The organism is Microbacterium foliorum, assembly GCF_003367705.1.
GTDB lineage: Bacteria > Actinomycetota > Actinomycetes > Actinomycetales > Microbacteriaceae > Microbacterium > Microbacterium foliorum.
The window spans coordinates 1,259,778-1,281,259 of record NZ_CP031425.1 but is presented as its reverse complement, the minus strand read 5'-3'; the positions used below and the strand labels follow the sequence as shown (position 1 = coordinate 1,281,259).

Genomic DNA, 21,482 nt, shown 5'->3' with positions numbered 1-21,482 from the left:
CCGGGGGCGCGGAGGATCCGCGCCGGTCCGCGCCCGGTAGAGTTGGGCGCAGTCGTCGACCTCTGTGGTCGACTCGACCGCAGCATCGTCGACTGGAAAACAGGAGTACGCGTGGAAATCCGCATCGGCATCACCAACACCGGCCGCGAGCTGAGCTTCGAGACCGCTTCGAGCGCGGACGAGGTCCGCAGCCAGGTCTCCTCGGCTCTCGAGCAGAACACCGCCCACCTGAGCTTCTCCGACGTCAAGGGCAACTCGTACCTGGTCCCGACCGCGAACCTCGCGTACATCGAGCTCGGCACCGAGGAGTCCCGTCGCGTCGGCTTCTTCGCCTGACACCGCGATGTACATCCTTCTCGCACTCATCGGGGCGTGCGTACTCGGCGTCGCCGCCCACTTCATGATCGGCGGGCGGGAGCTCCGCGGGGTCGCGCTGACGCCGGCGATCGCGACGGCGCTGTCTGCTGTCGCCTATACGGGACTGCAGTGGCTCGGGGTCGGCGAGGACAGCGTCTGGCTGTGGCTCGCGAGCGTGCTCGGCGCGGTCGTGGTCGCCGCGGTGCTGACGATCGCCATCGTCGCGGCGCGCACCCGAGCGGATGCCGCGAACAGAGCAGCGCTCGGCATCTGACCCGGCCCGGCCGACGGCAGACGCGCTCGATCAGGACGCGAGTCCCACCCCGGCACGGCCGACGGCGGGCACGAACTGATCAGGACGCGAGTCCCATCGCGTCCATCCGCCGGGCGTGAGCGCCCATGAGCTCGGTGTAGACCAGCTCGACCCGGTCCTCGCTCATCGCCGCCAGCTCGGGCTGACGCAGAGCCGAACGGCAGACGAGGATCGTGTCGCCGACCAGGCGGCGCGCCCACATCGACAGCAGCGAGCGCCATTCGCCGTCTCCGTCGATCGTCTCCTGGATGATCGCGACGATCTCGTGCCTGGCGTCGTCCTCACCGAGGATCTCGGCGACACGCTCCCCCGTCTCGCCATAGCTCGAGGCGAGTGCGAAATAGAAGTCGTCGAGCATTCCGGCCGTGATGTAGACGGCCAGGAGCGTCTCGCGTGGCCGCGCGCCGATCGTCTTGCGTCGGAACGCGTCGAGGTTCTCTCGGAACGGCAGCATGAGCTGCGTCGGGTCGTCGCCGCGCGCGGCGATGAGCTCGACGATGGCCCGGTGCTTGGTCAGGGCGGCTCCCGCCGCCCGCGAGAGGGACTCCTTCTCGGACAGTTCAGGGGTCGCTCTGATCAGCCGGGTGAGCGTCTCGAAGTAGCCGAGCTGCAGATAGGCGGCCTGTCCGAGGAACCGCGGCAGCTCGGGAGCGAGTTCGGCGAAGTCGACGCGGGTCGCCGCCCCCTGATCACCGCGACTGCGCAACGTCATCGTGCGTCGGGGCGTCCTACGCTTCCAGAACCAGTTCACCACGGGGTTTACATTACTCGGACGACGCGCACTTCCTGCCCGGGCGACCCCCTCGGGTAGGCTGTCGTTGTCCCCGCCGTCGGAGCGGGGCCCCGCGCCTGTGGCACAAGAGACGGCGTGGATCCGTGAACATGGCGATCCTCGCAGGTCGCCGGACAGGCATCTGAACATTGACTACCTTCGCTGATCTCGGAATCGATCCGGACATCGTCGACGCACTCGCCGCCAAGGGCATCGTCGACGCCTTCCCGATCCAGGAGCAGACCATCCCCCTCGGCCTTCCCGGCCAGGACATCATCGGCCAGGCAAAGACCGGAACCGGCAAGACCTTCGGTTTCGGCATCCCGGTCGTCCAGCGACTGGGGCTGAACCCCGAGCACGGGGTCAAGGCGCTCATCGTCGTGCCGACCCGTGAGCTCGCTGTGCAGGTGTACGAAGACATCGACCTGCTGACGAGCAACCGCTCGACCAGCGTCGTCGCGATCTACGGCGGCAAGGCCTACGAGGGCCAGATCGACCAGCTCAAGGCCGGAGCACAGATCGTCGTCGGCACCCCCGGTCGTCTCATCGACCTCGCGGGTCAGCGCCTGCTCGACCTCTCGAACGCGACCGAGGTCGTGCTCGACGAGGCCGACAAGATGCTCGACCTCGGCTTCCTCGCCGACATCGAGAAGATCTTCCAGAAGGTCCCCGCGGTGCGTCACACCCAGCTGTTCTCGGCGACCATGCCCGGACCGATCGTGGCGCTCGCACGCCGTTTCATGACGAACCCGATCCACATCCGCGCGAACGACCCCGACGAGGGACTCACGCAGGCCAACATCAAGCACCTCGTCTACCGCGCGCACTCGCTCGACAAGGATGAGATCATCGCCCGCATCCTGCAGGCGGAGGGTCGCGGCAAGACCGTGATCTTCACCCGCACGAAGCGCGCGGCGCAGCGCCTCGTCGACGAACTCGGCGATCGCGGCTTCAACGTCGGCGGCGTGCACGGCGACATGGGTCAGGACCAGCGCGAGCGCTCGATGGCCGCGTTCAAGGCCGGAAAGCGCGACGTCCTCGTCGCGACCGACGTCGCGGCCCGCGGTATCGACGTCGACGACGTGACCCACGTCATCAACCACACGATCCCCGACGAGGACAAGACGTACCTGCACCGCGCCGGTCGGACCGGCCGCGCCGGCAAGACCGGCATCGCGGTGACCTTCGTCGACTGGGAGGACCTGCACAAGTGGGCGCTGATCAACCGCGCCCTCGAGTTCGGCCAGCCCGAGCCTGTCGAGACCTACTCGTCGAGCCCCCACCTGTTCGAGGAGCTGAACATCCCGGCCGGCACCAAGGGCCGCCTCGTGTCGGCACCCAAGACGCAGTCGGTGAAGACCGAGCGGACACCGCGCCCCGAGCGCGCCGCCGTCGCAGCCGCCGAGGGCACCGACGAAGGCGGGACCCGCCGTCGTCGGCGTCGCCGCGGCGGCGCGAACCCGGTCGGCTCCACGTTCGCGGAGGGCGCGGAGGCCTCGACGTCGGCCGATTCGGCGTCCGAGTCGTCGGCCGACCGCAGCGCCGAGGGCGCCGGAACGCACGACGGCGCCGGCAAGGAGCACCACGACGGAAAGCCGGCCCCGGCTCGCCGGCGCCGCCGCCGTCGCGGCGGCTCGGGCGGCGCGGGAGCGGCTCCGGTGGTCGGCGCCTGAGCGCCACCCCGACTGATCGATGAGAGGGGCGGATGTCGCGGATGCGGCATCCGCCCCTCTGTCTTTCCCTCAGGGATACCCGTCGTGCTGTCAGGGATACCGAGGCGACGACCCGGAGGCACGCTCGATCAGCCGCTCCACCATGACCTCCGCCGTCGTGTTCTCCCCCGGGAGGTTCGGCTTGCCGGTGCCGTGGTAGTCGCTGGAGCCGGTGACGATCAGGTCGTGCGCGGCGACGACCGCGCGCAGCGTCCTCTTGCCGGCTTCGGTGTTCTCACGGTGGTCGATCTCGAATCCACCCAAGCCCGCCGCGATCAGCGTCTCGAGGAACGACACCGGCATCATGCGGTCGCGTCCGACGGTGACCGGGTGCGCGATGATCGCGACTCCCCCGGCGTCCGTGATCAGCCGCACCGCGGTCAGCGGATCGGGGGCGTAATGCGGCTCGTAGTACCCCTCGCGAGGATGCAGGATGCCGTCGAACGCCTCCGTGCGGTCCTTGACGATCCCGCGGGCGACGAGCGCATCGGCGATGTGCGGGCGCCCGACGGTGGCATCGAGCGTCGTCTGGGCGAGGACGTCGTCCCAGTCGAGGTCGTAGTCGCGCCCGATGCTGCGGACGATGCGCTCCGCGCGCCCGATGCGGTCGTCGCGGATCCGATCGGTCTCGGCCTGCAGCGCCGGATCGAGGGGATCGAACAGGTAGCCGAGCACATGTACGCTGCGCCATTCGTGCTTCGCGGAGAGCTCCATGCCGGGGATGAACGTCATGCCCAGCTCGGCCGTCGCCGCGGCTGCCTCGTCCCACCCCGTGGTGCGATCGTGGTCGGTCAGCGCCATCGTCCGCACTCCGAATCGCTGCGCCTGGCGCACCACCTCGGCCGGCGGTTCCGTGCCGTCGGAGTGGTTGGAGTGCATGTGCAGGTCGGCGGGACCGGCGAAGCGGGCGGAACGAGCGAGAGGCATCCTCCGAGCGTACCGACGACGGCGCCGCCCGGGGTCCCGCGCTCCGCGCGGCAGGGTCTTCACAGCGACGCCTTCTAGGCTGGAGCGGATGCTTCGACTACTGGGGATTCTCGTCACGGTGCTGCTCGCGATCGCGACGGCGATCGCGGTGTGGCCGCAGTTCTTCCACCTCGAGCAGACCTATCCGTTCGCGCAGGTCGTCGCGGCGCGGGGCGTCGTGCTGGCGGGCTTCCTCGTGGCCGCGGTCATCGCGCTGCTGCTCCTCTTCGCCCGGCCGCTGCGCGGCTTCGCGGCGTCCGTGCTGATCATCGCGCTGCTGGGCGCGGGTGCCACGGGGCTCATCGGGCTGCAGCGCGGATTCGGCGGCGACACGCTCCCGGCGGCGACCGACACGAGCATCCGCGTGCTCACCTGGAACACCGCGGGCGACGAGGTCTCGGCCGAGGAGGTCGCCGGGCAGATCCTCGAGCGCGGGGCCGACATCGTCGCCCTCCCCGAGACCACCGAGGAGGTCGGCGAGCAGATCGCCGTGTCACTGCGGGACCAGGGCCATCCGATGTGGGTGCACCACGTGCAGTTCCAGCCGGATGTCGTCGACGGGCCGAAGTCGTGGCACACCACGGTCCTCGTCTCCCCCGACCTCGGCGAGTACTCGGTGATCCCGTCGTCGGAGGACGGCTCGAACAACACCGGCTCCGTGCCCAGCGTGGTCCTGATGCCGGTCGACGCGAACGCCGGAGGACCGGCGATCGTCGCAGTGCATGCCGTGGCACCGCGCATGGAGGACATGGCGCAGTGGCAGAGCGATCTGCGGTGGATCGCCGATCAGTGCCCGACGGGCGACTTCATCCTCGCCGGCGATTTCAACGCCACGATCGACCACATGGCGGGTCTCGGCGTCGACGGCGGCGACATGGGGTACTGCCGGGACGCCGCCTCGCGCACCGGGAACGGCTACAGCGGAACCTGGCCGAGCTCGCTTCCGGCGCTGCTGAGCACCCCCATCGACCACGTGATGGCGTCGCAGAACTGGACGCCCACCGGGTCCGCGGTGATCGACGATGCCACCGGAAGCGACCACCGGGGACTCGTGGTGCAGCTCGAGCCCGCGGGCTGAGATGCCGCGCGCTCCGCGCAGGTGACAGACTGGAGCGATGAGCACCGCAGACCGCGACACGATCGCAGAGCCCACGACAGAGACCCCCGTCGAAGCGACGACCACGAACCGCAAGCAGCCGTTCCCCCGCGGCTTCCTCGACACGATCTCGACCGGGTGGGCCGAGCGCCCGGAGTCGGTCCCGGCTCCCCGCCCGCAGGCGTCGTTCGCCGCGACGCGTCGCGCCGCCGTGTCCGCCGCGTTCCCCGGCGCACGTCTCGTCATCCCCGCGGGCTCGCTCAAGCAGCGCAGCAACGACACCGACTACCCGTACCGCGCGCACTCCGCGTTCGCGCACCTCACCGGCTGGGCGGCAGACGCAGAGCCCGACTCGGTGCTGGTGTTCGAGCCGACCGACGGAGGGCATGACGTCACCCTCTACTTCCGCGAGCGCGCCGACCGCACGACGACCGAGTTCTACGCGGACGCGACCGTCGGCGAGTTCTGGATCGGCCCCCGTCCGTCGCTCGCGGGCGTCGCCGCCGACCTCGACATCGCCACCGAGCACCTCGACCGCTATGTCGGCGTCGACGGCGAACTCGTGCTGGAGGAGGACGACGACCTCACCCGTTTCGTCTCCGAGCTGCGTCTGGTCAAGGACGAGTTCGAGATCGCCGAGATGCGCCGCGCCGTCGACATCACCGCCCAGGGGTTCGACGACATCATCCGCTCTCTGCCCGCCGCGATCGCGCACGCCCGCGGCGAGCGCGTGGTCGAGGGCGTCTTCCACCGCCGCGCCCGCGAGGACGGGAACGGCGAGGGCTACGACACCATCGCCGCGTCGGGTCCGCACGCCTGCTACCTGCACTGGACGCGCAACGACGGCACCGTGGTGCCCGGCGACCTGATCCTCGTGGATGCCGGCGTCGAGGCCGACAGCCTCTACACCGCCGACATCACGCGCACCCTCCCGGTCTCCGGCACGTTCACCGACGTCCAGCGTCGCGTATACGAGACCGTGCGCGAGGCGGCGGACGCCGCCTTCGCCGCCGCACGCGTCGGCGTGCGCTTCCGCGAGGTGCACGAGGCCGCGATGCGCGTGATCGCCGAGCGCGTCGCCGAGTGGGGCCTGCTCCCCGTCACCGCGCAGGAGGCTCTCGACGGCGACGCCGGCGGGCAGCACCGGCGATACATGGTCCATGGCACGTCGCACCACCTCGGCATCGACGTGCACGACTGCGCGCAGGCCCGGCGCGAGATGTACTACGACGGCATCCTGGCCCCGGGGATGGTGTTCACGATCGAGCCCGGCCTGTACTTCCAGATCGATGACCTCACCGTGCCGGTCGAGTACCGCGGCATCGGCGTGCGGATCGAAGACGACATCCTGATGACCGAGGACGGTCCGGTCAACCTCTCGGCGGACATCCCCCGCACCGCCGACGAGGTCGAGGCCTGGATCGCTCGGGTCCAGGGCTGACCTCGGGATGCATGAGGGCGAGCTCGAGCTCACCGACGACGACGCCGCGCGGCTGATCGTCGGACGTTTCCCCGAGTTCGCCCTCCTCCCCCTCCGGCGTGTGCGCACCTCCGGGACCGTGAACCGGATCATCCGCATCGGCGATGATCTGGCGGCACGGTTCCCGCTGCTCCCCGCGACGGAGACGGCGCTGGCCGCAGAGGCCGAGGCGATGTCCGAGTTCGCGCAGACCTGCACCGTCGCGGCACCGCAGCCCGTCGGCATCGGCGAGCCGACCTCCGAGTATCCGTCCGCCTGGGCCGTGCAGACCTGGGTGCCCGGAGAGACCGCGAGTCACGATCACCAGGAGGCATCCGATTCGCTGGCGATGGACCTCGCCGAGCTGATCGCGTCGCTGCGGACGGCCGACGTGCGCGGACGTGTCTTCGACGGGCAGGGCCGCGGCGGTGCCCTCACCGACCATGACGAGTGGATCGCGCTGTGCATCGACCGGAGCAGCCATCTGCTCGACACCGCTCGCGTGCAGCGACTGTGGCGCGCACTGCGTGTCGTTCCCCCGTCCGGCCCCGATGTCATGAGTCACCGGGACCTGACGCCGTTCAACCTGCTGGTGTCGGATGATCACCTGGTCGGCGTCCTGGACGGCGGCGGCTTCGGACCGGCTGACGCTGCGCTCGACCTCGTCGGCGCCTGGCATCTGTTCGACGGCCCGCGTCGTCGGATCCTCCGCGACCGCCTCGGTTCAGGCGAGGCTGAATGGCTGCGCGGCGCGGCCTGGGCGCTGCAGCAGGCGATGGGACTGGTCTGGTACTACGAGGACTCGCATCCCGACATGAGCGCTCTCGGACTCTCCACGATGCATCGGCTGCTCGCCGACGCCGAGCTCACCTCACTCTGACGGCGGGTCGGCGACGATCTCGACTTTGAAACCCTGAGCGTTCTCCGCCCACCCGGCGTAGTGGTCCGGTCCCCCGGCATGCGGGTATCTCTCGTGATACAGCGGATGCCATCCGTGGGCCTCCGCGTCGGCGAGCACGGCGTCGACCTCGATGCGCGTACCGCCCCAGAACGCCAGGTGGTTCACGCCCGCACGACGCCGATCGTGTGCTGCCGACGAGAGGTTCGGGGAGGTCGTGACCGTCACATAGGCGCTCCCTGCCGTCCACGTGCGTCCGTCCGGCCACTCCCCGGTGAGCGCGAACCCCAGTCGTGCGAGCAGCCAGCTCCAGCTCTCGACGGCCTCGTCGAGGCTCGGCACCCAGATCTCGACGTGATGCAGGCCTCTCACGACTGGCGTCCGCGGAACACGGCCGTGCGGAGCTCGATCGACCATACGTCGGTCGTCGGCATGTCGAGCGATTCGGCGACGGCGATCTCGGCCTCGATGTCGTACGGCACCCGCACGAACTGCACGGCGAAGGGGTCGTCGGCCGACGCCCCTCCTTCGAGGACCACGTACGACGACACGGGCGTGTCGAGCGGGTTCCCGACACTGCCGACGTTGAACAGCGTGCGTCCGTCGTTCGTCTCGATGTAGGCGTCGTGGATGTCGGCATAGCCGACGACGTCGGGCAGCGGTCCGTCGCCGGTCATCTCCGTCGCCTCGAACATCGCCGAGAACTGCTCGGGCGTGTGCCGATGGTGCACCCTGACGTGCGGGCTCTGCGCCGATGCGTGGAACAGGCGGATCCGCCGACCGCTGAGCGCGATGTCGACACTCAGCGGAAGCGCTCCGAGCCATGCCCTGCTGGAGGGCGACAGCTCGTCACGCCACCAGAGCATCTCGGCCGGCCCGTCGTCGGGGATCGAGGGGAGGAAGTCGTCCCAGTTGCCGCGGACGCTCACCTCGCAGGCCGCACGGCAGCGCTGCACCGCAGCCTCCCCGCGCGGTCCTTTGCCCGCCGTGTCGCCGAGGTTGACGATGCGGGTGATCCCCCGCCGCCGGATGTCTTCGAGCACCGTGTCGAGTGCGGTCAGGTTGCCATGCACATCGGCGATCAGGGCGATTCGTTCGAGACTCACCCCACCATGCTCTCAGGGCCGTGCGAACTCCGCGACGATCGGCGCGAGAGACGCGCCGATCTCGGATGCCGGGAGCTTTCGTCCCTTCACCTCGAAGGTGTGGCCGCCGCCGTCGATCCACACCACCCTGGCGTTCCGGCACGTCGCGACGACGTCGTCGAACTGCGAGATGGGCTGGATGAAGGGATCATTCGTCCCTTCGACGAACAGCTGCGGAACGGCGATGGCCGCCAGGTGCTCCGCCCGGGGCTTCTCCGGCTTTCCCGGCGCATGCAGCGGATACCCGAGGTAGGCGAGACCGTCGACGACGAGGCCCTCGGCGACCGCCATCGACGCCATGCGCCCGCCGTACGACTTGCCCGTGGCCCACACCGCCGCCTGCGGATCCTGCGCACGTGCGAACGCCACGACGGCCCTCCACGTCGCGATCGCGTGCGTGGCCGGTCCCGGCATCCGGCGCCCCTGCTCGACGTAGGGGAAATTGAACCGCAGCGTGGAGAACCCGAGCGCGCCGAGTGCGTCCGCATAGCCCTGGAGGAACGGGTGGTCCTTGCCCGCACCCGCACCGTGTGCGATGACGACAGTCGAGCCGTTCGTCCCGGGCACCCAGTCGGCCGAGACGGTCGTCGTCCCCGTGGGCAGATCGACCGAGACGGTGGACATCAGGCGCGCAGGTACGGGATCGCAAACGGCACGCGCATGATCTTTCCGCCCGAAGCCCGCACCATACCCATGATCACGAGGGCGAGGTGGAAGATCGACACGGCGAAGTACAGCGTGATCGGGATCCCGAGCGGGTAGAAGCCCGAGGCGGGGGAATCTGCCGTCAGGGTGAACAGGATCACGAAGTGCGACACCAGCAGCACCGTCGAGACGAGCAGATAGGTGAGCCCCCAGTTGAGTGCAGTCCTGGCGTTCTCCCGTGCCGGGCCGCCGAATCGGCGCGAGGCTCCCCCGCTCACCGCCATCGCGATGCCCGAGGCGATCCCGCCCACGAAGGGGAACGGGATCAGGATCAGCAGACCGAGCGCCCACGGGAGGAGACCGCGCGGTGGGACAGCTGCGGGGTACGCACCCGCCGCGTATCCGCCCACGGGGTAGCCCTGTGCCGCCGGTGGCGCGTAGCCGTGTGCGGCCGGTGGGGCGTAGCCCTGTGCGGCCGGTGGGGCGTAGCCGTGTGCGGCCGGTGGGGCGTAGCCCTGTGCGGCCGGTGGGGCGTAGCCGGGAGCCTGCGGCGACGCGTATCCAGGAGCCGGTGGTGGCGAGTACCCGGGAGTCGGTGGTGGCGACGATGCGTATCCGGGGGCCTGCGGCGGGACGTATCCCGGAGGGGGCGGCGGCGACGAATGGCCCGGTTGCTGCGGCGGCACGTCGCTCTGCCCTTCAGCCATCAGGCGGTCTCCGCGGAGCGCGGCGGGACGCCGGGTGCCGAGGGGTCCGCGGCACCGGTGCCGTCGGCAGGAGGCGCGGGATCGGCGGAAGGCGCGGGATCGGCGGGTCGCGGAGGGATGCTCGGCTCCTCAGGGGCTTCCTGCGGCCCGCCCAGCGGCGGAGTCGCCTCGGTGCCGGGCGCGGGCTGCTCGGGCGCGGACGGCGGGGTGGGCGCGGAGGCACCGGGGGTGATCCGCTCTCCGTACCGGGGCGGCTCGCTCAGATCCACCGGCGCACGCACGGCCGTGGGCGTCGGTGCTCCCAGCGCCAGGCGCGCCTTGGCGAGCGACGTCGCCTGCACGCGCACCTCGTAGTGATCGGCGGCGAACTGCGTGACGCTGGCGAAGTCGCGGCGGCGACGGACGATCGCGTAGGTGACGAGGCTCAGCAGCATGCCGAGCGCGACGCCGATGAACACGAAGCCGACGAAGAGCTGCATCGGCACCTCGGGGTTGCCGATCACGAGGATCGCCGAGAGGAACAGGCCGATGAGGATGCCGTTGACGGCACCCGACCGCGCCGCCGCGGCGTATCCGAGCCGTCCGGTGATCCGCTCCACCGTGCGCACGCTCTGCCCGATGATCGCGATGTCGCGCGCGGGCACCTCTTGGGCGATCAGTGTGGACACCGTCTTCTGGGCGCTCTCGTAATCGCGGGTGGATGCGACGATCTCGCCCTCGTCGCGGCTGTCAGCTGGACGGTTCAGCATGCTCATGACGCCATTCTCCCATGACCGCCATGTGCCGGACCTGGTCCGCACGGTCGGCGGCGACCGCGACGCGTCGGCACCGGCATCCGCCCAGGCCCGCGCACTACGCTGGACGGGTGAGCACACAACGGGTATTTGCCGCGCGCCTTGCAGGGTGCGCCGTCTTCGACCCCGTGGGCGACCGGCTCGGCAAAGTCCGTGATGTCGTCATCGTGTACCGAAGTACCGCGGCACCCCGGGTCATCGGGCTCGTGGTCGAGATCCCCGGTCGCCGACATGTGTTCCTCTCGATCGGGCGGGTCACCTCCATCCGCGCCGGGCAGGTCATCACGACCGGTCTCATCAACGTGCGGCGGTTCTCGCCGCGCGCCGGTGAGGTGCGCGTGCTGGCGGAGCTGCTCGGCCGTCGCGTCAGCCTCGTCGAGGGCGGCGGGTCCGCGGTGATCGAAGACGTCGCGATCGAGCCGAACCGTCTCGGCGAGTGGGCGATCAGCCAGCTCTTCCTGCGGCGGCCGAAGACCAGCGCCTCTCCCTTCGCGAAGGGACCGACGACCTTCGCGGCGTGGAACGAGGTCGCCGAGCAGCGCTCCCCCGGCGAGTCGCAGTCCGCCGAGCAGCTCGTCGCGTCCTACTCGGAGCTGCACGCCGCCGACCTCGCCAACACCCTGCTCGATCTGCCTCAGCAGCGCATGATCGAGGTGGCCGAGGAGCTGTCCGACGACCGTCTCGCCGACGCCCTCGAGGAGATGCCCGAAGACGAGCAGGTGCACATCCTCGATCGCCTCGGCGACGAGCGCGCCGCCGACATCCTCGACCAGATGGAGCCCGACGACGCGGCCGACCTCCTCGCGCAGCTTCCGCCGAACCGTCTGGAGCAGCTCCTCGAGCTCATGGAGCCCGAGGAGGCCGAAGACGTCAGGATGCTGCTGCGCTACGGCCCCGACACCGCGGGTGGCCTGATGACCCCCGAGCCGATCATCCTCTCCGCCGACGCCACCGTCGCCGAGGCGCTGGCGCTGATCCGTCGGCACGAGCTCCACCCCGCCCTCGCCGCGGCCGTGTTCGTGACGCTCCCGCCGTTCGAGACGCCCACCGGTCGCCTGCTCGGCATGGTGCACTTCCAGCGGATGCTGCGGTATCCGCCGCACGAGCGCCTCGGCGCGATCATGGACGACAGCCTCGACCCGGTCAGGGTGACGGCATCGGCGGCCGAAGTCGCGAGGATGCTGGCCAGTTACGACCTCGTGTCGCTGCCGGTGGTCGACGCCGCGCACCGCCTCGTCGGCGCCATCAGCATCGACGACGTGCTCGACTACCTCCTGCCAGACGACTGGCGCACGCATGACAGCGACGAGCCCCGCGTGCCGAAGGAGGTGCGCTGATGGCCCGTTCGCGCTCGCCGCGCCTCGACGCACCCCTCGGCCGGGGCACGGTGCGATCGCGACCCACGTCGCGCGACCGCTTCGGACGGTTCACCGAATGGGTCGCGCGCGCCATGGGAACGCCGGCGTTCCTGCTCATGCTGACGCTGTTCTGCGTCGCCTGGATCTGCTGGAACACCCTGCTGCCCGAGAGCCTGCGCTTCGACGACGCCGCACTCGGGTTCACGGCCCTCACCCTGATGCTGTCGCTGCAGGCGTCGTACGCGGCACCCCTGATCCTTCTCGCACAGAATCGCCAGGACGACCGTGACCGGGTGCAGATCGAGCAGGACCGTCAGCGTGCCGAGCGCAACCTCGCCGACACGGAGTACCTCGCAAGAGAGATCGTCGCCCTGCGCATGGCGCTCGAGGAGAAGAACAACCAGGTGGTGACGCGCGACGTGCTGCGTCAGGAGCTGAAGGCCATGCTCGCCGAGCTGGGTGATGCCGATGAGGCCCCCGGCGACACGCGCACCGGCGGTCGATCCTCCTCATGAGCACCGCGGATGCCGTCACCACGGCCGTCGCCGCGGTGACGGACCCCGAGCTGCGACGCCCGATCGGCGACCTCGACATGGTGCGCGACGTGACGGTCGACGACGGCCGCGCCCGCGTCGGTATCGTGCTCACGATCGTCGGGTGCCCCGCCGCCGCGCGGATCGAGTCGGATGTGCGCGCTGCGGCCGCATCGGTGCCCGGTATCCGCGAGGTGGACGTCGAGGTCGGCGTGATGACGCCGACCGAGCGCAAAGCCCTCACCGAGAAGCTCCGCGCCGGCCGCGCACCGCGGCAGATGCCGTTCGGTCCCGATTCGCTCACCCGCGTCATCCTGGTCTCGAGCGGCAAGGGCGGGGTCGGAAAGTCGACGATGACGGCCAATCTCGCCGTGGCCCTCGCCGACCAGGGACTCGCCGTCGGTCTCGTGGATGCGGACGTGCACGGCTTCTCGATCCCGGGTCTGCTGGGAATCCCCGCCGGCACGCAGCCGACCAGGATCGACGACCTCATGCTCCCGCCGGTGGCGTACGGCGTGAAGACGATCTCGATCGGCATGTTCCTGCGCGACGGCGAGGCGGTCGTGGCCTGGCGAGGACCCATGCTGCACCGCACCGTGCAGCAGTTCCTGACCGACGTCTTCTTCGGCGACCTCGACATCCTGCTGATCGACATGCCTCCGGGAACCGGCGATATCGCCATCTCCATCGGCCAGCTGCTGCCGCACGCCGAGGTGCTCGTGGTGACGACCCCTCAGGCCGCCGCATCGGACGTGGCGATCCGCAGCGGTCTCGTCGCCCGCCAGACGGGTCAGCGGGTGATCGGCGTGGTCGAGAACATGGGCGCCTTCACGCTTCCGGACGGCACCGTCGTCGATCTGTTCGGCTCGGGCGGCGGCGCGGCGGTCGCGGCGGCGCTGTCGGAGACGGCCCCCACGCCCCTGCTCGCGTCGATACCGCTGAGCCCCGCACTCCGTGCCGGCGGCGACGCCGGTCTTCCCCTCGTGCTCGACGACTCCGACGATCCCGCAGCCGTCGCGATCCGCGAACTCGCCCGCACGCTGGCGACGCAGGGCCGCGGTCTCGTCGGCCGCTCGCTGCCGATGACGCTGGGCTAGGGGCGACCCGCGCGCCGACGGGTGATCAGTCTCGTCACCAGGGTCACGAGCGGCAGGAGCACGGCCAGAGGCGGGCACATCACCGCTCCCATGGCCAGCAGCGTCCCCTGGGCGAAGTCCGCGCCCCCGGTGCGGCCGAGCCCGATGCTGCCCTGTCCGATCGAGTCACCCGCCACGAGGAACCGTCCGTCGTACATGTCGAGCGAGTCCCGGCAGGTCACACGGTGAGCACCGGGCTCCGCCGCGGTGAACTGCGACGACTGCACGAACCCCGGCCGAGGCGTCATCCACCACAGCACGTCGTCCCAGTTCACCGCACCGGGGCCCCGCTGCGGACGTTCCTCGCCGTCAGGACCGAGCACCCGGCAGTCCATGGTGCCCAGCGACGCGGAGATGCCACTGGCCCAGATGCCGACGCGCTCCCCCTCCTCGAGGTCGACGACCGTCGTCGTCCCGAGAGGCACGTCCTCGGCGGCGTCGATCGACCGCACGATGGGCAGCACCCACAGGGTCCAGATCGAGACCGCGGCGACGGCGCAGACGGCGGCCGCGACGAACGCCATCCTGTGCCGGCTGCGGAGCCGGTCGGGATCGAGCGTCCGCGTCACGTGGCTTCGGGATCGTACGGCGGGGGGCTCGACATCGAGAACTCCGGGCGCACCCTCGGCGTGCTCACGGGCTTCACCGCGGGTTCGGCGACCACGGCGTCGGCGCGCGCCGGCCCCGGTGACGCATCGTCCTCGAAGAGCGCATCGCGGATGATCCGCCGCGGGTCGTACTGGCGCGGATCGAGCTTGCGCCAATCGACGTCGTCGATCTCGGGGCCCATCTCGTCACGGACCCGTGACTTGGTGTCGCGCAGGAACTCGCCCGCACGGCGCGCGAGTTTCGCGACGCTCTCTGCATAGCGCGGCAGCCGCTCCGGTCCGACCAACAGCACGGCGATCAGACCGATCAGCAGCAGCTTCTCGAAGGTGATCCCGAACTGCATCTGTCCAGGCTACCGCCGCGCCTGCCCTGACGCCGCGCACCGAGCGCATACCCTGGGAGAACACACATCCGAGTCGGGAGAACCAGGCAATGAGCGAGAACGATGCGAACGCACGTTTCATCCGCGAGTCCATCGTCGAGCCCGCGCCGATCGCCCGTGCCCGCGCCCATGCCCTCGAGCTCGGTGCCGCACCCGTCAGCCCCGCCGTCGGCTCGCAGATCGCCGTGCTCGCCGCGGCCACCGGCGCACGTTCCATCGTCGAGATCGGCACCGGCGCAGGGGTCTCGGGGCTCTGGCTGCTGCGCGGGGCGCCGCAGGCGGTGCTGACCTCGATCGACAACGAACCCGAGCACCTGGCCGCGGCCCGTCAGGCATTCGCCGACGCGCGGATCCCTGCGACGCGGGCGCGGTTCATCACCGGCCGCGCCGCCGACGTCCTGCCCCGCATGAACGAGGCCTCGTACGACATCGTCCTCGTCGACGCCGACGCCGAGAACGTCATCGACTACGTCGCCCACGGTCTGCGGCTCGTGCGCACCGGCGGCATGGTCCTGGTCCCCCGCATCCTCGGCGGCGGTCGCGTCGCCGACCCGGTGCAGCGCGACGAGGTCACCTCGGCCTACCGCTCGCTCGTGCAGGAGACCCAGGAGTCCCCGGTCGTGCTGGCCACCGTCTCCGCCTCGGGCGAGGGACTGCTGCAGCTGATCAGCGTGGGCCCGTCCTGAACCCAGGCCGTCGCGAGCATCGCGATCCCGGACACGAAGAAGGGCGACGGATCGAGGATCCGTCGCCCTTCTCGTGGACCCGCATGCGCGGATCCCTGGTAGATCAGGCGGGGTTCACGACGGCTGCCAGCACGTCGTGAAGTTCCTTCGCCTCGGCGTCGTTCACGGACACGACCAGTCGGCCGCCTCCTTCGAGCGGGACGCGCACGATGATGAGTCGCCCTTCTTTCACGGCCTCCATGGGTCCGTCTCCGGTCCTCGGCTTCATCGCTGCCATCGTGGGCTCCTTTTCCTCCGGTGGTATGCGATCAGTTTATCGGGTGTTACCCGAACCTGGATGTCGCCTATGAAGAAATGCACCAAGCCTTAACATTCAGGGCACCTGCCAGAACGTGTTGCCGAGGGCGTAGACGTGGTAGATCCACAGCCATTGCCCCGCCAGACAGGCGACGAGGATCCCCCCGCGCCATGCGCGCGAACGCGGCACGGCGAAGGCTCCCCATGCCGGGCTCAACGGCAGCAGCAGGCGGAAAGTGCTCGACTGGGGGAAGAACACCGCCAGCAGGTACAGCAGATAGCTCGCGCTCCAGAGGCGGAGGTCGGGTCCCAGCGCTCGCACCTGGGGAAGGTACAGCAGCGCCGCCCCGGTCGCCACGACCAGGAGCGCGAGAGCGATCGGACCCCACGCGGTCGGCAGCCCCCATTGCGCGAACCAGAACTGCGACGCCTGGATCCACCCGTCGAACGGTATGAATCCCTCCGCCCCACCCGCGATCCAGTTGCGCCGCCAGGCCAGCTCGGTCGCCAGATAGGCACCCGGGTCCCCCGTGACGACCGATGCGATGACCTGCCAGGCGAAGCCGCAGACCGTGGCGAGGGCGCCGAGGGCGACGATGTGCACGACCTCCCGCACGGGCAGAGGATCGTCGCGACGGTGCCACCAGCGCAGGATTCCGTGCAGTCCGAGATAGAGGGCGACGGCGAGGATGCCGGGCCGGGTGAAGGCCATGACGGGGATGAGCACGTACAGCAGCACGTAATGGCGGCGGACCGTGGCATCCAGCGCCAGGAAGAGCAGGAGCAGGAACAGGGTCTCGGCGTAGCCGACCTGGAACATGGCCGAGATCGGCCCCGAGGCGAAGAACACCACCGCCCACATCGCGGCGCGGTGCCCGATGCGGTCTCTGAGCAGGCGATGCAGAGCGAGACAGGCGAAGTATCCTGCCGCGAACGAGAGCAGGAACGCGCCCATCCCCCACGATCCGAAGAGGAATCCGATGGCCTTCGCAGCGAAGGCGAACACCGGCATGAATGCCCAGGCGTTCTCGGCCACATCCCCCGACGGGGTGAGCGGAAGATCGGAGGGGTACCCCTCCTCGGCCACGAGCCAGTACCACTGCGCGTCCCATGCGACGATGAAATCAGGGAGTCCGGGGTCCGCACCGAATCTCGACAGGGGCGTCGACTGGAGCGCTGCCGCGACCATCATCGCCGTGGTGACCGCGCGCGCCGCCAGGTAGATCAGCGCGATCCTGAGCGCCGGCGGAGCAGCCGCCCAGCGGCGGGTGAGGGTCAACGAGAGGTGAGCCATGCGCGCAGGCCCCGCTCGACGGCGTCGATCTGCGCGAGAGGCACCCGCTCCTCGTCGTGATGGGCCAGGTGCGGGTCGCCGGGACCGTAATTGACGGCGGGGATGCCGAGAGCCGAGAAGCGTGCGACGTCCGTCCACCCGTACTTCGGACGAGGTTCCGCGCCGACTGCGGCGACGAAGTCCCGCGCGATCGGGGCGTCGAGGCCGGGCCTCGCCCCTTCGGCCACGTCGGTGATCTCGACGTCGAAGCCGGCGAGCAGGTTGCGGATGTGGGACTCCGCGTCGGCGGCCGACTTGCTCGGCGCGAACCGATAGTTCACCTCGACCTCGCAGGCGTCGGGGATGACGTTGCCGGCGACCCCTCCGCTGATCCGCACCGCGCTCATGCTCTCGCGATAGAGCAGACCGTCGACCGCGACCTCGCGGGCGCGGTACTCGGCGAGGCGAGCCAGGATGGGCGCGGCCCGATGGATCGCGTTCTCACCGATCCATGCACGCGCGGCGTGCGCCCGCACACCGGACGTGCGCACGATCGCCCGCATGGTGCCGTTGCATCCGCCCTCGACCTCGCCGTTCGACGGCTCGCCGAGGATCGCGAAATCCGCCTGGAAGAGATCGGGCCGCACCGCGGCGAGCAGCGCGAGGCCGTTCTTCGACGCCTCCACCTCTTCGTTGTCGTACCACATCCAGGTGATGTCGACCGTGGGCTCGGTGAGCTCGGCGGCGAGCTTGAGCTGCACCGCCGTGCCGCCCTTCATATCGACCGTTCCCCGCCCCCACAGGTAGGCGACTCCCTCGATCTCGACGTCTCTGGTGGGGACGTTGTCGTTGATCGGCACCGTGTCGATGTGGCCCGCGATCGCGACCCTCTGGGCACGACCGAGATTCGTGCGGGCGACGATGGTGTTGCCGTGTCGGATCACCTCGAGGTGGTCGTATCCCGACACCGACTGCTCGATGGCGTCGGCGAGGGCGGTCTCCTCGCCCGAGACGCTCGGGATGTCGCAGATCGCGCGGGTCAGGTCGACAGAGGACGCAGTCAGATCGAGCACCATGCCCCCAGCCTAGTTACACCGACATCTGTGCGAGTGTGCGCATCGGGTCGCGATAGCGTGGAGGCATGACTGAGGCACGCACCGTGTGGGGTACCGGACTTTCGACGATCGCCGGCGACGGCACGGTTCTGGACGCCTGGTTCCCCGAGGTGTCGACCGTCGCGCCCGGTGCCGGAGACGCCGCGGCGGCGCTGCTGAGCGTCGAGGCCCTGGCCGGCCCGGACGAGCGGCGCAACGTCATCGTCGAGCCCGTGCAGCTGCAGATCGACCTGGATGCCGCACCGACCTCGACCGTCGACGCGTACCTGCGCCTGCACGCGCTGTCGCACCTCGTGGTGCGCCCGAACGACCTCAACCTCGACGGCATCTTCGCCCACCTGCCGAACGTGGCGTGGACGAACGCCGGTCCCCTGCATCCCGACGACGCGGCGCGTCTGCGCCCCCTTCTGCAGCGCGCCGGAATCCAGGTGCAGGGGCTCGACAAGTTCCCCCGCCTCACCGACTACGTGCAGCCTGCCGGGGTGCGGATCGCCGACGCCTCGCGCGTGCGCCTCGGGGCCCACCTCTCGCCGGGTACGACGGTGATGCACGAGGGCTTCGTGAACTTCAACGCCGGCACGCTGGGCGCCTCGATGGTGGAGGGTCGCATCTCGCAGGGCGTCGTCGTCGGCGACGGCAGCGACATCGGAGGCGGATCCTCGATCATGGGCACGCTGTCGGGTGGCGGCTCGCATCGGGTCTCGATCGGCGCGCGCACCCTTCTGGGAGCGAACGCCGGGATCGGCATCTCGCTCGGAGACGACTGCGTCGTCGAGGCCGGACTCTACGTCACGGCCGGCACCAAGATCGTGCTCGTCGACAGCCCGGTGCTGCCGGAGGGCGGACGGAAGACGGTGAAGGGCGCCGACCTGTCGGGCCATGACGGTCTGCTCTTCCGTCGCAATTCCCTCAGCGGTGCGGTCGAGGCCGTGCGTCGCGCAGGGGTCGGTGTCACGCTGAACGAGGCACTGCACGCCTGAGGCGTCGGGCGGCCTGATCACGCGCGACCCGCGGATGCCGGGCTCCCAGGCTCCCCCGCACCTCCCGTGCTAGGGTGAATCCGACGCTCCTCGCTCTGCGAAGCGTCTGCGTCGTCGACACGCTCCCGCACCACTTGCCTGGTTCTGGCCATTTCGAACGGCGAAACGATGCGCGATCCCGCGCCGTCGCCCACCTTCCCGCACCCGGCATTTCTGTTCGTGCGTGCATTCTCGGAGATATCTCATGACTTCCTTCCTCGATCTCGGCGTGCCCGCCGACCTCGCCGCCGTCCTCTCGAAGGACGGCAAGACCGAGGCGTTCGCCATTCAGCGCGACACGCTTCCCGACTCCCTCGCCGGCCGCGACCTCCTCGGTCGGGGCCGCACCGGCAGCGGCAAGACGATCGCGTTCGCGCTCCCCCTCGTCGCCCGCCTCTCCGCCTCGCCGCGCAAGGGTCGTCCGGGCCACCCGCGCGGCCTCGTCCTCGCCCCGACCCGCGAGCTCGCGACCCAGATCGCCGCGACCATCGCGCCGCTCGCCGAGGCCAAGGGCCTGCGCGTCACCACCGTCTTCGGCGGTGTGAGCCAGCGTCCGCAGGAGACCGCGATGCGCAACGGCGTCGACATCGTCGTCGCGTGCCCCGGCCGCCTCGAAGACCTGATGAAGCAGCGGATCGTGCAGCTCGACGCCGTCGAGGTCACCGTGCTCGACGAGGCCGATCACATGGCCGACCTCGGATTCCTGCCCGGCGTCACCCGCATCCTGACCGCCACCCCGGCCGGCGGCCAGCGTCTGCTGTTCAGCGCGACCCTCGATCGCGGCATCGACACGCTTGCCCGCCGCTTCCTCTCGAACGCGGTGAGCCACGAGGTCGACGAGGAGAGCGTGCCCGTCGGCGAGATGACGCACCGCGTGCTCGTCGTCGACTCGACTGACAACAAGACGACTCTCGTGCGCGACCTCGCCTCCGGCACCGGCCGCCGCATCCTGTTCACCCGCACCAAGCACCAGGCGAAGAAGCTCGCCAAGCAGCTCACCGCCGCGGGGATCCCCTCGGTCGACCTGCACGGCAACCTGTCGCAGAACGCCCGCGAGCGCAACCTCAGCGCGTTCTCGTCCGACCCGGCCGACGGAGGCGTGCGCGTGCTCGTCGCCACCGACGTCGCTGCACGCGGCGTGCACGTCGACAACGTCGACCTGGTCGTGCACGTGGATCCGCCCATGGAGCACAAGGCGTACCTGCACCGCTCGGGCCGCACCGCCCGCGCGGGCGCAGCGGGAACCGTCGTCACGGTCGTGCTCCCGGAGCAGCGTCGCGACGTGAAGGATCTGCTGCGCAAGGCCGCGATCACTGCCGCTCTCGAGCCCGTGACCACGGATGCGGTCACCGAGCTGGTTCCGGAGCGTGCCCCGCACGTGCGACCGGCACCGGTGCAGGCCCCCCAGCAGCGCCAGGCGCCCAAGCAGCGTCCTGCGGGCGGCGAGCGCAACTCCGCCGCCACTCCCCCGTCCCGCCGCAGCCGTCGCCCTCGTGGCGGCCAGGGTGGTCAGGGAGCCCAGGGCGGAGCGACGGCGGGAGCACGTCAGGGCGGCGCAGCCCGTCAGGGCGGCCAGTCCCGCGCCGGCCAGGGCGGTCGCGGCCGAGGCGGCTCGCAGGGCCGCTGACCCCCAGTCACCGAGAAGGCGGGTGCGTCGATGCTCAGGCATCGGCGCACCCGCCTTCCGCGTGTCGGCGAGGCATCGCGCGTGTCGCAGTCCGCCCCGTGCGACTGTCAGGGCGACACGGCCGCCAGGACCTCGGGGTCCGAGCATCCGTCGACGAATCCGTCGAGCCGCCGCCGGATCTCCGCACCGAGCACGCGCACGCCGATCCACTCCGCGAGGGGCGCCAGCCACCCGGGGCGGCAGGAGAAGTTGTACTTCCACACGGCCAGTGTTCCCTCGGGAACCTCCGTGAACCGCCATCCTCCGCCGAGCTTCGCGAAGAACCAGGGTCCGCGCTCCATCACCATGCCGACGTTCGTGGGAGGCGCGTAGGAGACGTAGCGACTCACCATGGAGAGGCCGAAGCGCTGTCTCGTGAACGTGCGCACCCCCTTCGCCGCGACATCCGCCCCGTCGAGGAAGTGCTGCTCGCTGATGAAGGGATCCCAGCGCCGCCGAACCGCACCGGTCAGCTGGGAGACCGCGAAGGCGGTCGCCGGGTCGACAGGCACGACGGCCTCGGCGCTGACGACGGGCATGTGCG

General features: G+C 70.2%; 25 protein-coding genes. 12 read left to right on the top strand and 13 right to left on the bottom strand.

What is annotated here, in order from left to right:
• Positions 1-111: 111 nt before the first annotated feature.
• Both DXT68_RS05845 and DXT68_RS05840 read left to right on the top strand, forming a co-directional pair.
• The gene (locus tag DXT68_RS05845; RefSeq protein ID WP_045255502.1) at positions 112-336 is read left to right on the top strand and encodes a DUF3107 domain-containing protein; all 225 of its coding nucleotides are present in this window, start codon (positions 112-114) and stop codon (positions 334-336) included.
• 7 nt (positions 337-343) lie between these two features.
• On the top strand, positions 344-631 hold the full coding sequence (locus DXT68_RS05840) for a hypothetical protein (RefSeq protein WP_045255503.1): 288 nt from the start codon (positions 344-346) through the stop codon (positions 629-631).
• Positions 632-710: 79 nt separating this feature from the next.
• Here DXT68_RS05840 and DXT68_RS05835 read toward each other — a convergent pair whose 3' ends face one another.
• Positions 711-1,424, bottom strand: coding sequence for a ferritin-like fold-containing protein (locus DXT68_RS05835; protein WP_045255504.1), 714 nt, complete (start codon positions 1,422-1,424; stop codon positions 711-713).
• Positions 1,425-1,591: 167 nt separating this feature from the next.
• Between DXT68_RS05835 and DXT68_RS05830 the strand changes: the two genes are divergently transcribed.
• The gene (locus DXT68_RS05830; RefSeq protein ID WP_045255505.1) at positions 1,592-3,115 is read left to right on the top strand and encodes a DEAD/DEAH box helicase; all 1,524 of its coding nucleotides are present in this window, start codon (positions 1,592-1,594) and stop codon (positions 3,113-3,115) included.
• 90 nt (positions 3,116-3,205) lie between these two features.
• On the opposite strand, the gene DXT68_RS05825 is transcribed toward DXT68_RS05830, so the two are convergent.
• Positions 3,206-4,081 carry a PHP domain-containing protein gene (locus DXT68_RS05825; protein ID WP_045255506.1) on the bottom strand — a complete coding sequence of 292 codons (876 nt, stop codon included), beginning with the start codon at positions 4,079-4,081 and terminating at the stop codon, positions 3,206-3,208.
• Between the two features lie 88 nt (positions 4,082-4,169).
• Between DXT68_RS05825 and DXT68_RS05820 the strand changes: the two genes are divergently transcribed.
• From DXT68_RS05820 to DXT68_RS05810, 3 genes are read left to right on the top strand one after another with little or no spacing between them, the layout of a single operon-like run.
• Positions 4,170-5,198, top strand: a complete 1,029-nt coding sequence (locus DXT68_RS05820) for an endonuclease/exonuclease/phosphatase family protein (RefSeq protein WP_045255507.1) — start codon at positions 4,170-4,172, stop codon at positions 5,196-5,198.
• A gap of 37 nt (positions 5,199-5,235) precedes the next feature.
• Complete coding sequence (locus tag DXT68_RS05815) at positions 5,236-6,657, top strand: aminopeptidase P family protein (RefSeq protein ID WP_045255508.1); 1,422 nt, start codon at positions 5,236-5,238, stop codon at positions 6,655-6,657.
• A 7-nt stretch (positions 6,658-6,664) separates the two neighbouring features.
• A complete protein-coding gene (locus DXT68_RS05810; protein WP_045255509.1) occupies positions 6,665-7,555 on the top strand; it encodes an aminoglycoside phosphotransferase family protein in 891 nt (296 codons plus the stop codon).
• Here the strand turns inward: DXT68_RS05810 and DXT68_RS05805 are convergent.
• From DXT68_RS05805 to DXT68_RS05785, 5 genes are read right to left on the bottom strand one after another with little or no spacing between them, the layout of a single operon-like run.
• A complete protein-coding gene (locus tag DXT68_RS05805; protein WP_045255510.1) occupies positions 7,547-7,945 on the bottom strand; it encodes a VOC family protein in 399 nt (132 codons plus the stop codon). The genes DXT68_RS05810 and DXT68_RS05805 overlap by 9 nt on opposite strands.
• Positions 7,942-8,679, bottom strand: coding sequence for a metallophosphoesterase family protein (locus DXT68_RS05800; protein WP_045255511.1), 738 nt, complete (start codon positions 8,677-8,679; stop codon positions 7,942-7,944). The genes DXT68_RS05805 and DXT68_RS05800 overlap by 4 nt, the downstream gene beginning before the upstream one ends.
• Positions 8,680-8,691: 12 nt before the next feature.
• Positions 8,692-9,342 (bottom strand): alpha/beta hydrolase family protein, encoded by a 651-nt coding sequence (locus tag DXT68_RS05795; protein ID WP_045255512.1) that lies wholly within the window; start codon positions 9,340-9,342, stop codon positions 8,692-8,694.
• A complete protein-coding gene (locus tag DXT68_RS17320) occupies positions 9,342-10,070 on the bottom strand; it encodes a DUF4870 domain-containing protein (protein WP_082069057.1) in 729 nt (242 codons plus the stop codon). Before DXT68_RS17320 ends, DXT68_RS05795 begins: the two co-directional genes overlap by 1 nt.
• Positions 10,070-10,825: a general stress protein gene (locus DXT68_RS05785; protein ID WP_045255513.1), complete on the bottom strand. Its 756-nt coding sequence runs from the start codon at positions 10,823-10,825 to the stop codon at positions 10,070-10,072. Before DXT68_RS05785 ends, DXT68_RS17320 begins: the two co-directional genes overlap by 1 nt.
• 110 nt (positions 10,826-10,935) lie before the next feature.
• Between DXT68_RS05785 and DXT68_RS05780 the strand changes: the two genes are divergently transcribed.
• Genes DXT68_RS05780 through DXT68_RS05770 form a run of 3 tightly spaced genes read left to right on the top strand, consistent with a single transcriptional unit; the run spans position 10,936 to position 13,852 of the window.
• Positions 10,936-12,201 (top strand): magnesium transporter, encoded by a 1,266-nt coding sequence (locus DXT68_RS05780; protein ID WP_045255514.1) that lies wholly within the window; start codon positions 10,936-10,938, stop codon positions 12,199-12,201.
• Entirely contained in the window at positions 12,201-12,737 is a 537-nt protein-coding gene (locus DXT68_RS05775) for a DUF1003 domain-containing protein (protein ID WP_045255515.1), read from the top strand. Before DXT68_RS05780 ends, DXT68_RS05775 begins: the two co-directional genes overlap by 1 nt.
• Complete coding sequence (locus tag DXT68_RS05770; protein ID WP_045255516.1) at positions 12,734-13,852, top strand: Mrp/NBP35 family ATP-binding protein; 1,119 nt, start codon at positions 12,734-12,736, stop codon at positions 13,850-13,852. Before DXT68_RS05775 ends, DXT68_RS05770 begins: the two co-directional genes overlap by 4 nt.
• Here the strand turns inward: DXT68_RS05770 and DXT68_RS05765 are convergent.
• Positions 13,849-14,460, bottom strand: coding sequence for a hypothetical protein (locus DXT68_RS05765; protein WP_045255517.1), 612 nt, complete (start codon positions 14,458-14,460; stop codon positions 13,849-13,851). The genes DXT68_RS05770 and DXT68_RS05765 overlap by 4 nt on opposite strands.
• On the bottom strand, positions 14,457-14,843 hold the full coding sequence (locus DXT68_RS05760) for a twin-arginine translocase TatA/TatE family subunit (protein ID WP_045255518.1): 387 nt from the start codon (positions 14,841-14,843) through the stop codon (positions 14,457-14,459). Before DXT68_RS05760 ends, DXT68_RS05765 begins: the two co-directional genes overlap by 4 nt.
• Before the next feature lie 89 nt (positions 14,844-14,932).
• Here DXT68_RS05760 and DXT68_RS05755 point away from each other — a divergent pair, with 89 nt between their 5' ends.
• Positions 14,933-15,568, top strand: a complete 636-nt coding sequence (locus DXT68_RS05755; RefSeq protein ID WP_045255519.1) for an O-methyltransferase — start codon at positions 14,933-14,935, stop codon at positions 15,566-15,568.
• A gap of 103 nt (positions 15,569-15,671) precedes the next feature.
• Here the strand turns inward: DXT68_RS05755 and DXT68_RS05750 are convergent, their stop codons facing one another.
• From DXT68_RS05750 to dapE, 3 genes are all read right to left on the bottom strand, one after another.
• On the bottom strand, positions 15,672-15,845 hold the full coding sequence (locus DXT68_RS05750; RefSeq protein ID WP_082069058.1) for a DUF3117 domain-containing protein: 174 nt from the start codon (positions 15,843-15,845) through the stop codon (positions 15,672-15,674).
• A 96-nt stretch (positions 15,846-15,941) separates the two neighbouring features.
• Positions 15,942-17,159, bottom strand: a complete 1,218-nt coding sequence (locus DXT68_RS05745; RefSeq protein ID WP_045255520.1) for a hypothetical protein — start codon at positions 17,157-17,159, stop codon at positions 15,942-15,944.
• On the bottom strand, positions 17,141-18,214 hold the full coding sequence (gene dapE, locus DXT68_RS05740; RefSeq protein WP_045255521.1) for a succinyl-diaminopimelate desuccinylase: 1,074 nt from the start codon (positions 18,212-18,214) through the stop codon (positions 17,141-17,143). Before dapE ends, DXT68_RS05745 begins: the two co-directional genes overlap by 19 nt.
• A gap of 65 nt (positions 18,215-18,279) precedes the next feature.
• Here dapE and dapD point away from each other — a divergent pair, with 65 nt between their 5' ends.
• Both dapD and DXT68_RS05730 read left to right on the top strand, forming a co-directional pair.
• A complete protein-coding gene (gene dapD / locus DXT68_RS05735; protein WP_045255522.1) occupies positions 18,280-19,233 on the top strand; it encodes a 2,3,4,5-tetrahydropyridine-2,6-dicarboxylate N-succinyltransferase in 954 nt (317 codons plus the stop codon).
• A gap of 244 nt (positions 19,234-19,477) precedes the next feature.
• A complete protein-coding gene (locus DXT68_RS05730; RefSeq protein WP_045255523.1) occupies positions 19,478-20,899 on the top strand; it encodes a DEAD/DEAH box helicase in 1,422 nt (473 codons plus the stop codon).
• Between the two features lie 107 nt (positions 20,900-21,006).
• Here DXT68_RS05730 and DXT68_RS05725 read toward each other — a convergent pair whose 3' ends face one another.
• Positions 21,007-21,477: an SRPBCC family protein gene (locus DXT68_RS05725; RefSeq protein WP_045255524.1), complete on the bottom strand. Its 471-nt coding sequence runs from the start codon at positions 21,475-21,477 to the stop codon at positions 21,007-21,009.
• Positions 21,478-21,482 lie beyond the last annotated feature (5 nt).

Bases quoted from the DNA above. Each gene is read 5' to 3' on its own strand.
- DXT68_RS05840 (WP_045255503.1), top strand. From the start codon at position 344: ATGTACATCCTTCTCGCACTCATCGGGGCGTGCGTACTCGGCGTCGCC.
- DXT68_RS05825 (WP_045255506.1), bottom strand. From the start codon at position 4,081: ATGCCTCTCGCTCGTTCCGCCCGCTTCGCCGGTCCCGCCGACCTGCAC.
- DXT68_RS05820 (WP_045255507.1), top strand. From the start codon at position 4,170: ATGCTTCGACTACTGGGGATTCTCGTCACGGTGCTGCTCGCGATCGCG.
- DXT68_RS05815 (WP_045255508.1), top strand. From the start codon at position 5,236: ATGAGCACCGCAGACCGCGACACGATCGCAGAGCCCACGACAGAGACC.
- DXT68_RS05810 (WP_045255509.1), top strand. From the start codon at position 6,665: ATGCATGAGGGCGAGCTCGAGCTCACCGACGACGACGCCGCGCGGCTG.
- DXT68_RS05795 (WP_045255512.1), bottom strand. From the start codon at position 9,342: ATGTCCACCGTCTCGGTCGATCTGCCCACGGGGACGACGACCGTCTCG.
- DXT68_RS17320 (WP_082069057.1), bottom strand. From the start codon at position 10,070: ATGGCTGAAGGGCAGAGCGACGTGCCGCCGCAGCAACCGGGCCATTCG.
- DXT68_RS05785 (WP_045255513.1), bottom strand. From the start codon at position 10,825: ATGAGCATGCTGAACCGTCCAGCTGACAGCCGCGACGAGGGCGAGATC.
- DXT68_RS05775 (WP_045255515.1), top strand. From the start codon at position 12,201: ATGGCCCGTTCGCGCTCGCCGCGCCTCGACGCACCCCTCGGCCGGGGC.
- DXT68_RS05770 (WP_045255516.1), top strand. From the start codon at position 12,734: ATGAGCACCGCGGATGCCGTCACCACGGCCGTCGCCGCGGTGACGGAC.
- DXT68_RS05760 (WP_045255518.1), bottom strand. From the start codon at position 14,843: ATGCAGTTCGGGATCACCTTCGAGAAGCTGCTGCTGATCGGTCTGATC.
- DXT68_RS05755 (WP_045255519.1), top strand. From the start codon at position 14,933: ATGAGCGAGAACGATGCGAACGCACGTTTCATCCGCGAGTCCATCGTC.
- DXT68_RS05750 (WP_082069058.1), bottom strand. From the start codon at position 15,845: ATGGCAGCGATGAAGCCGAGGACCGGAGACGGACCCATGGAGGCCGTG.
- DXT68_RS05745 (WP_045255520.1), bottom strand. From the start codon at position 17,159: ATGGCTCACCTCTCGTTGACCCTCACCCGCCGCTGGGCGGCTGCTCCG.
- dapE (WP_045255521.1), bottom strand. From the start codon at position 18,214: ATGGTGCTCGATCTGACTGCGTCCTCTGTCGACCTGACCCGCGCGATC.
- dapD (WP_045255522.1), top strand. From the start codon at position 18,280: ATGACTGAGGCACGCACCGTGTGGGGTACCGGACTTTCGACGATCGCC.
- DXT68_RS05730 (WP_045255523.1), top strand. From the start codon at position 19,478: ATGACTTCCTTCCTCGATCTCGGCGTGCCCGCCGACCTCGCCGCCGTC.
- DXT68_RS05725 (WP_045255524.1), bottom strand. From the start codon at position 21,477: ATGCCCGTCGTCAGCGCCGAGGCCGTCGTGCCTGTCGACCCGGCGACC.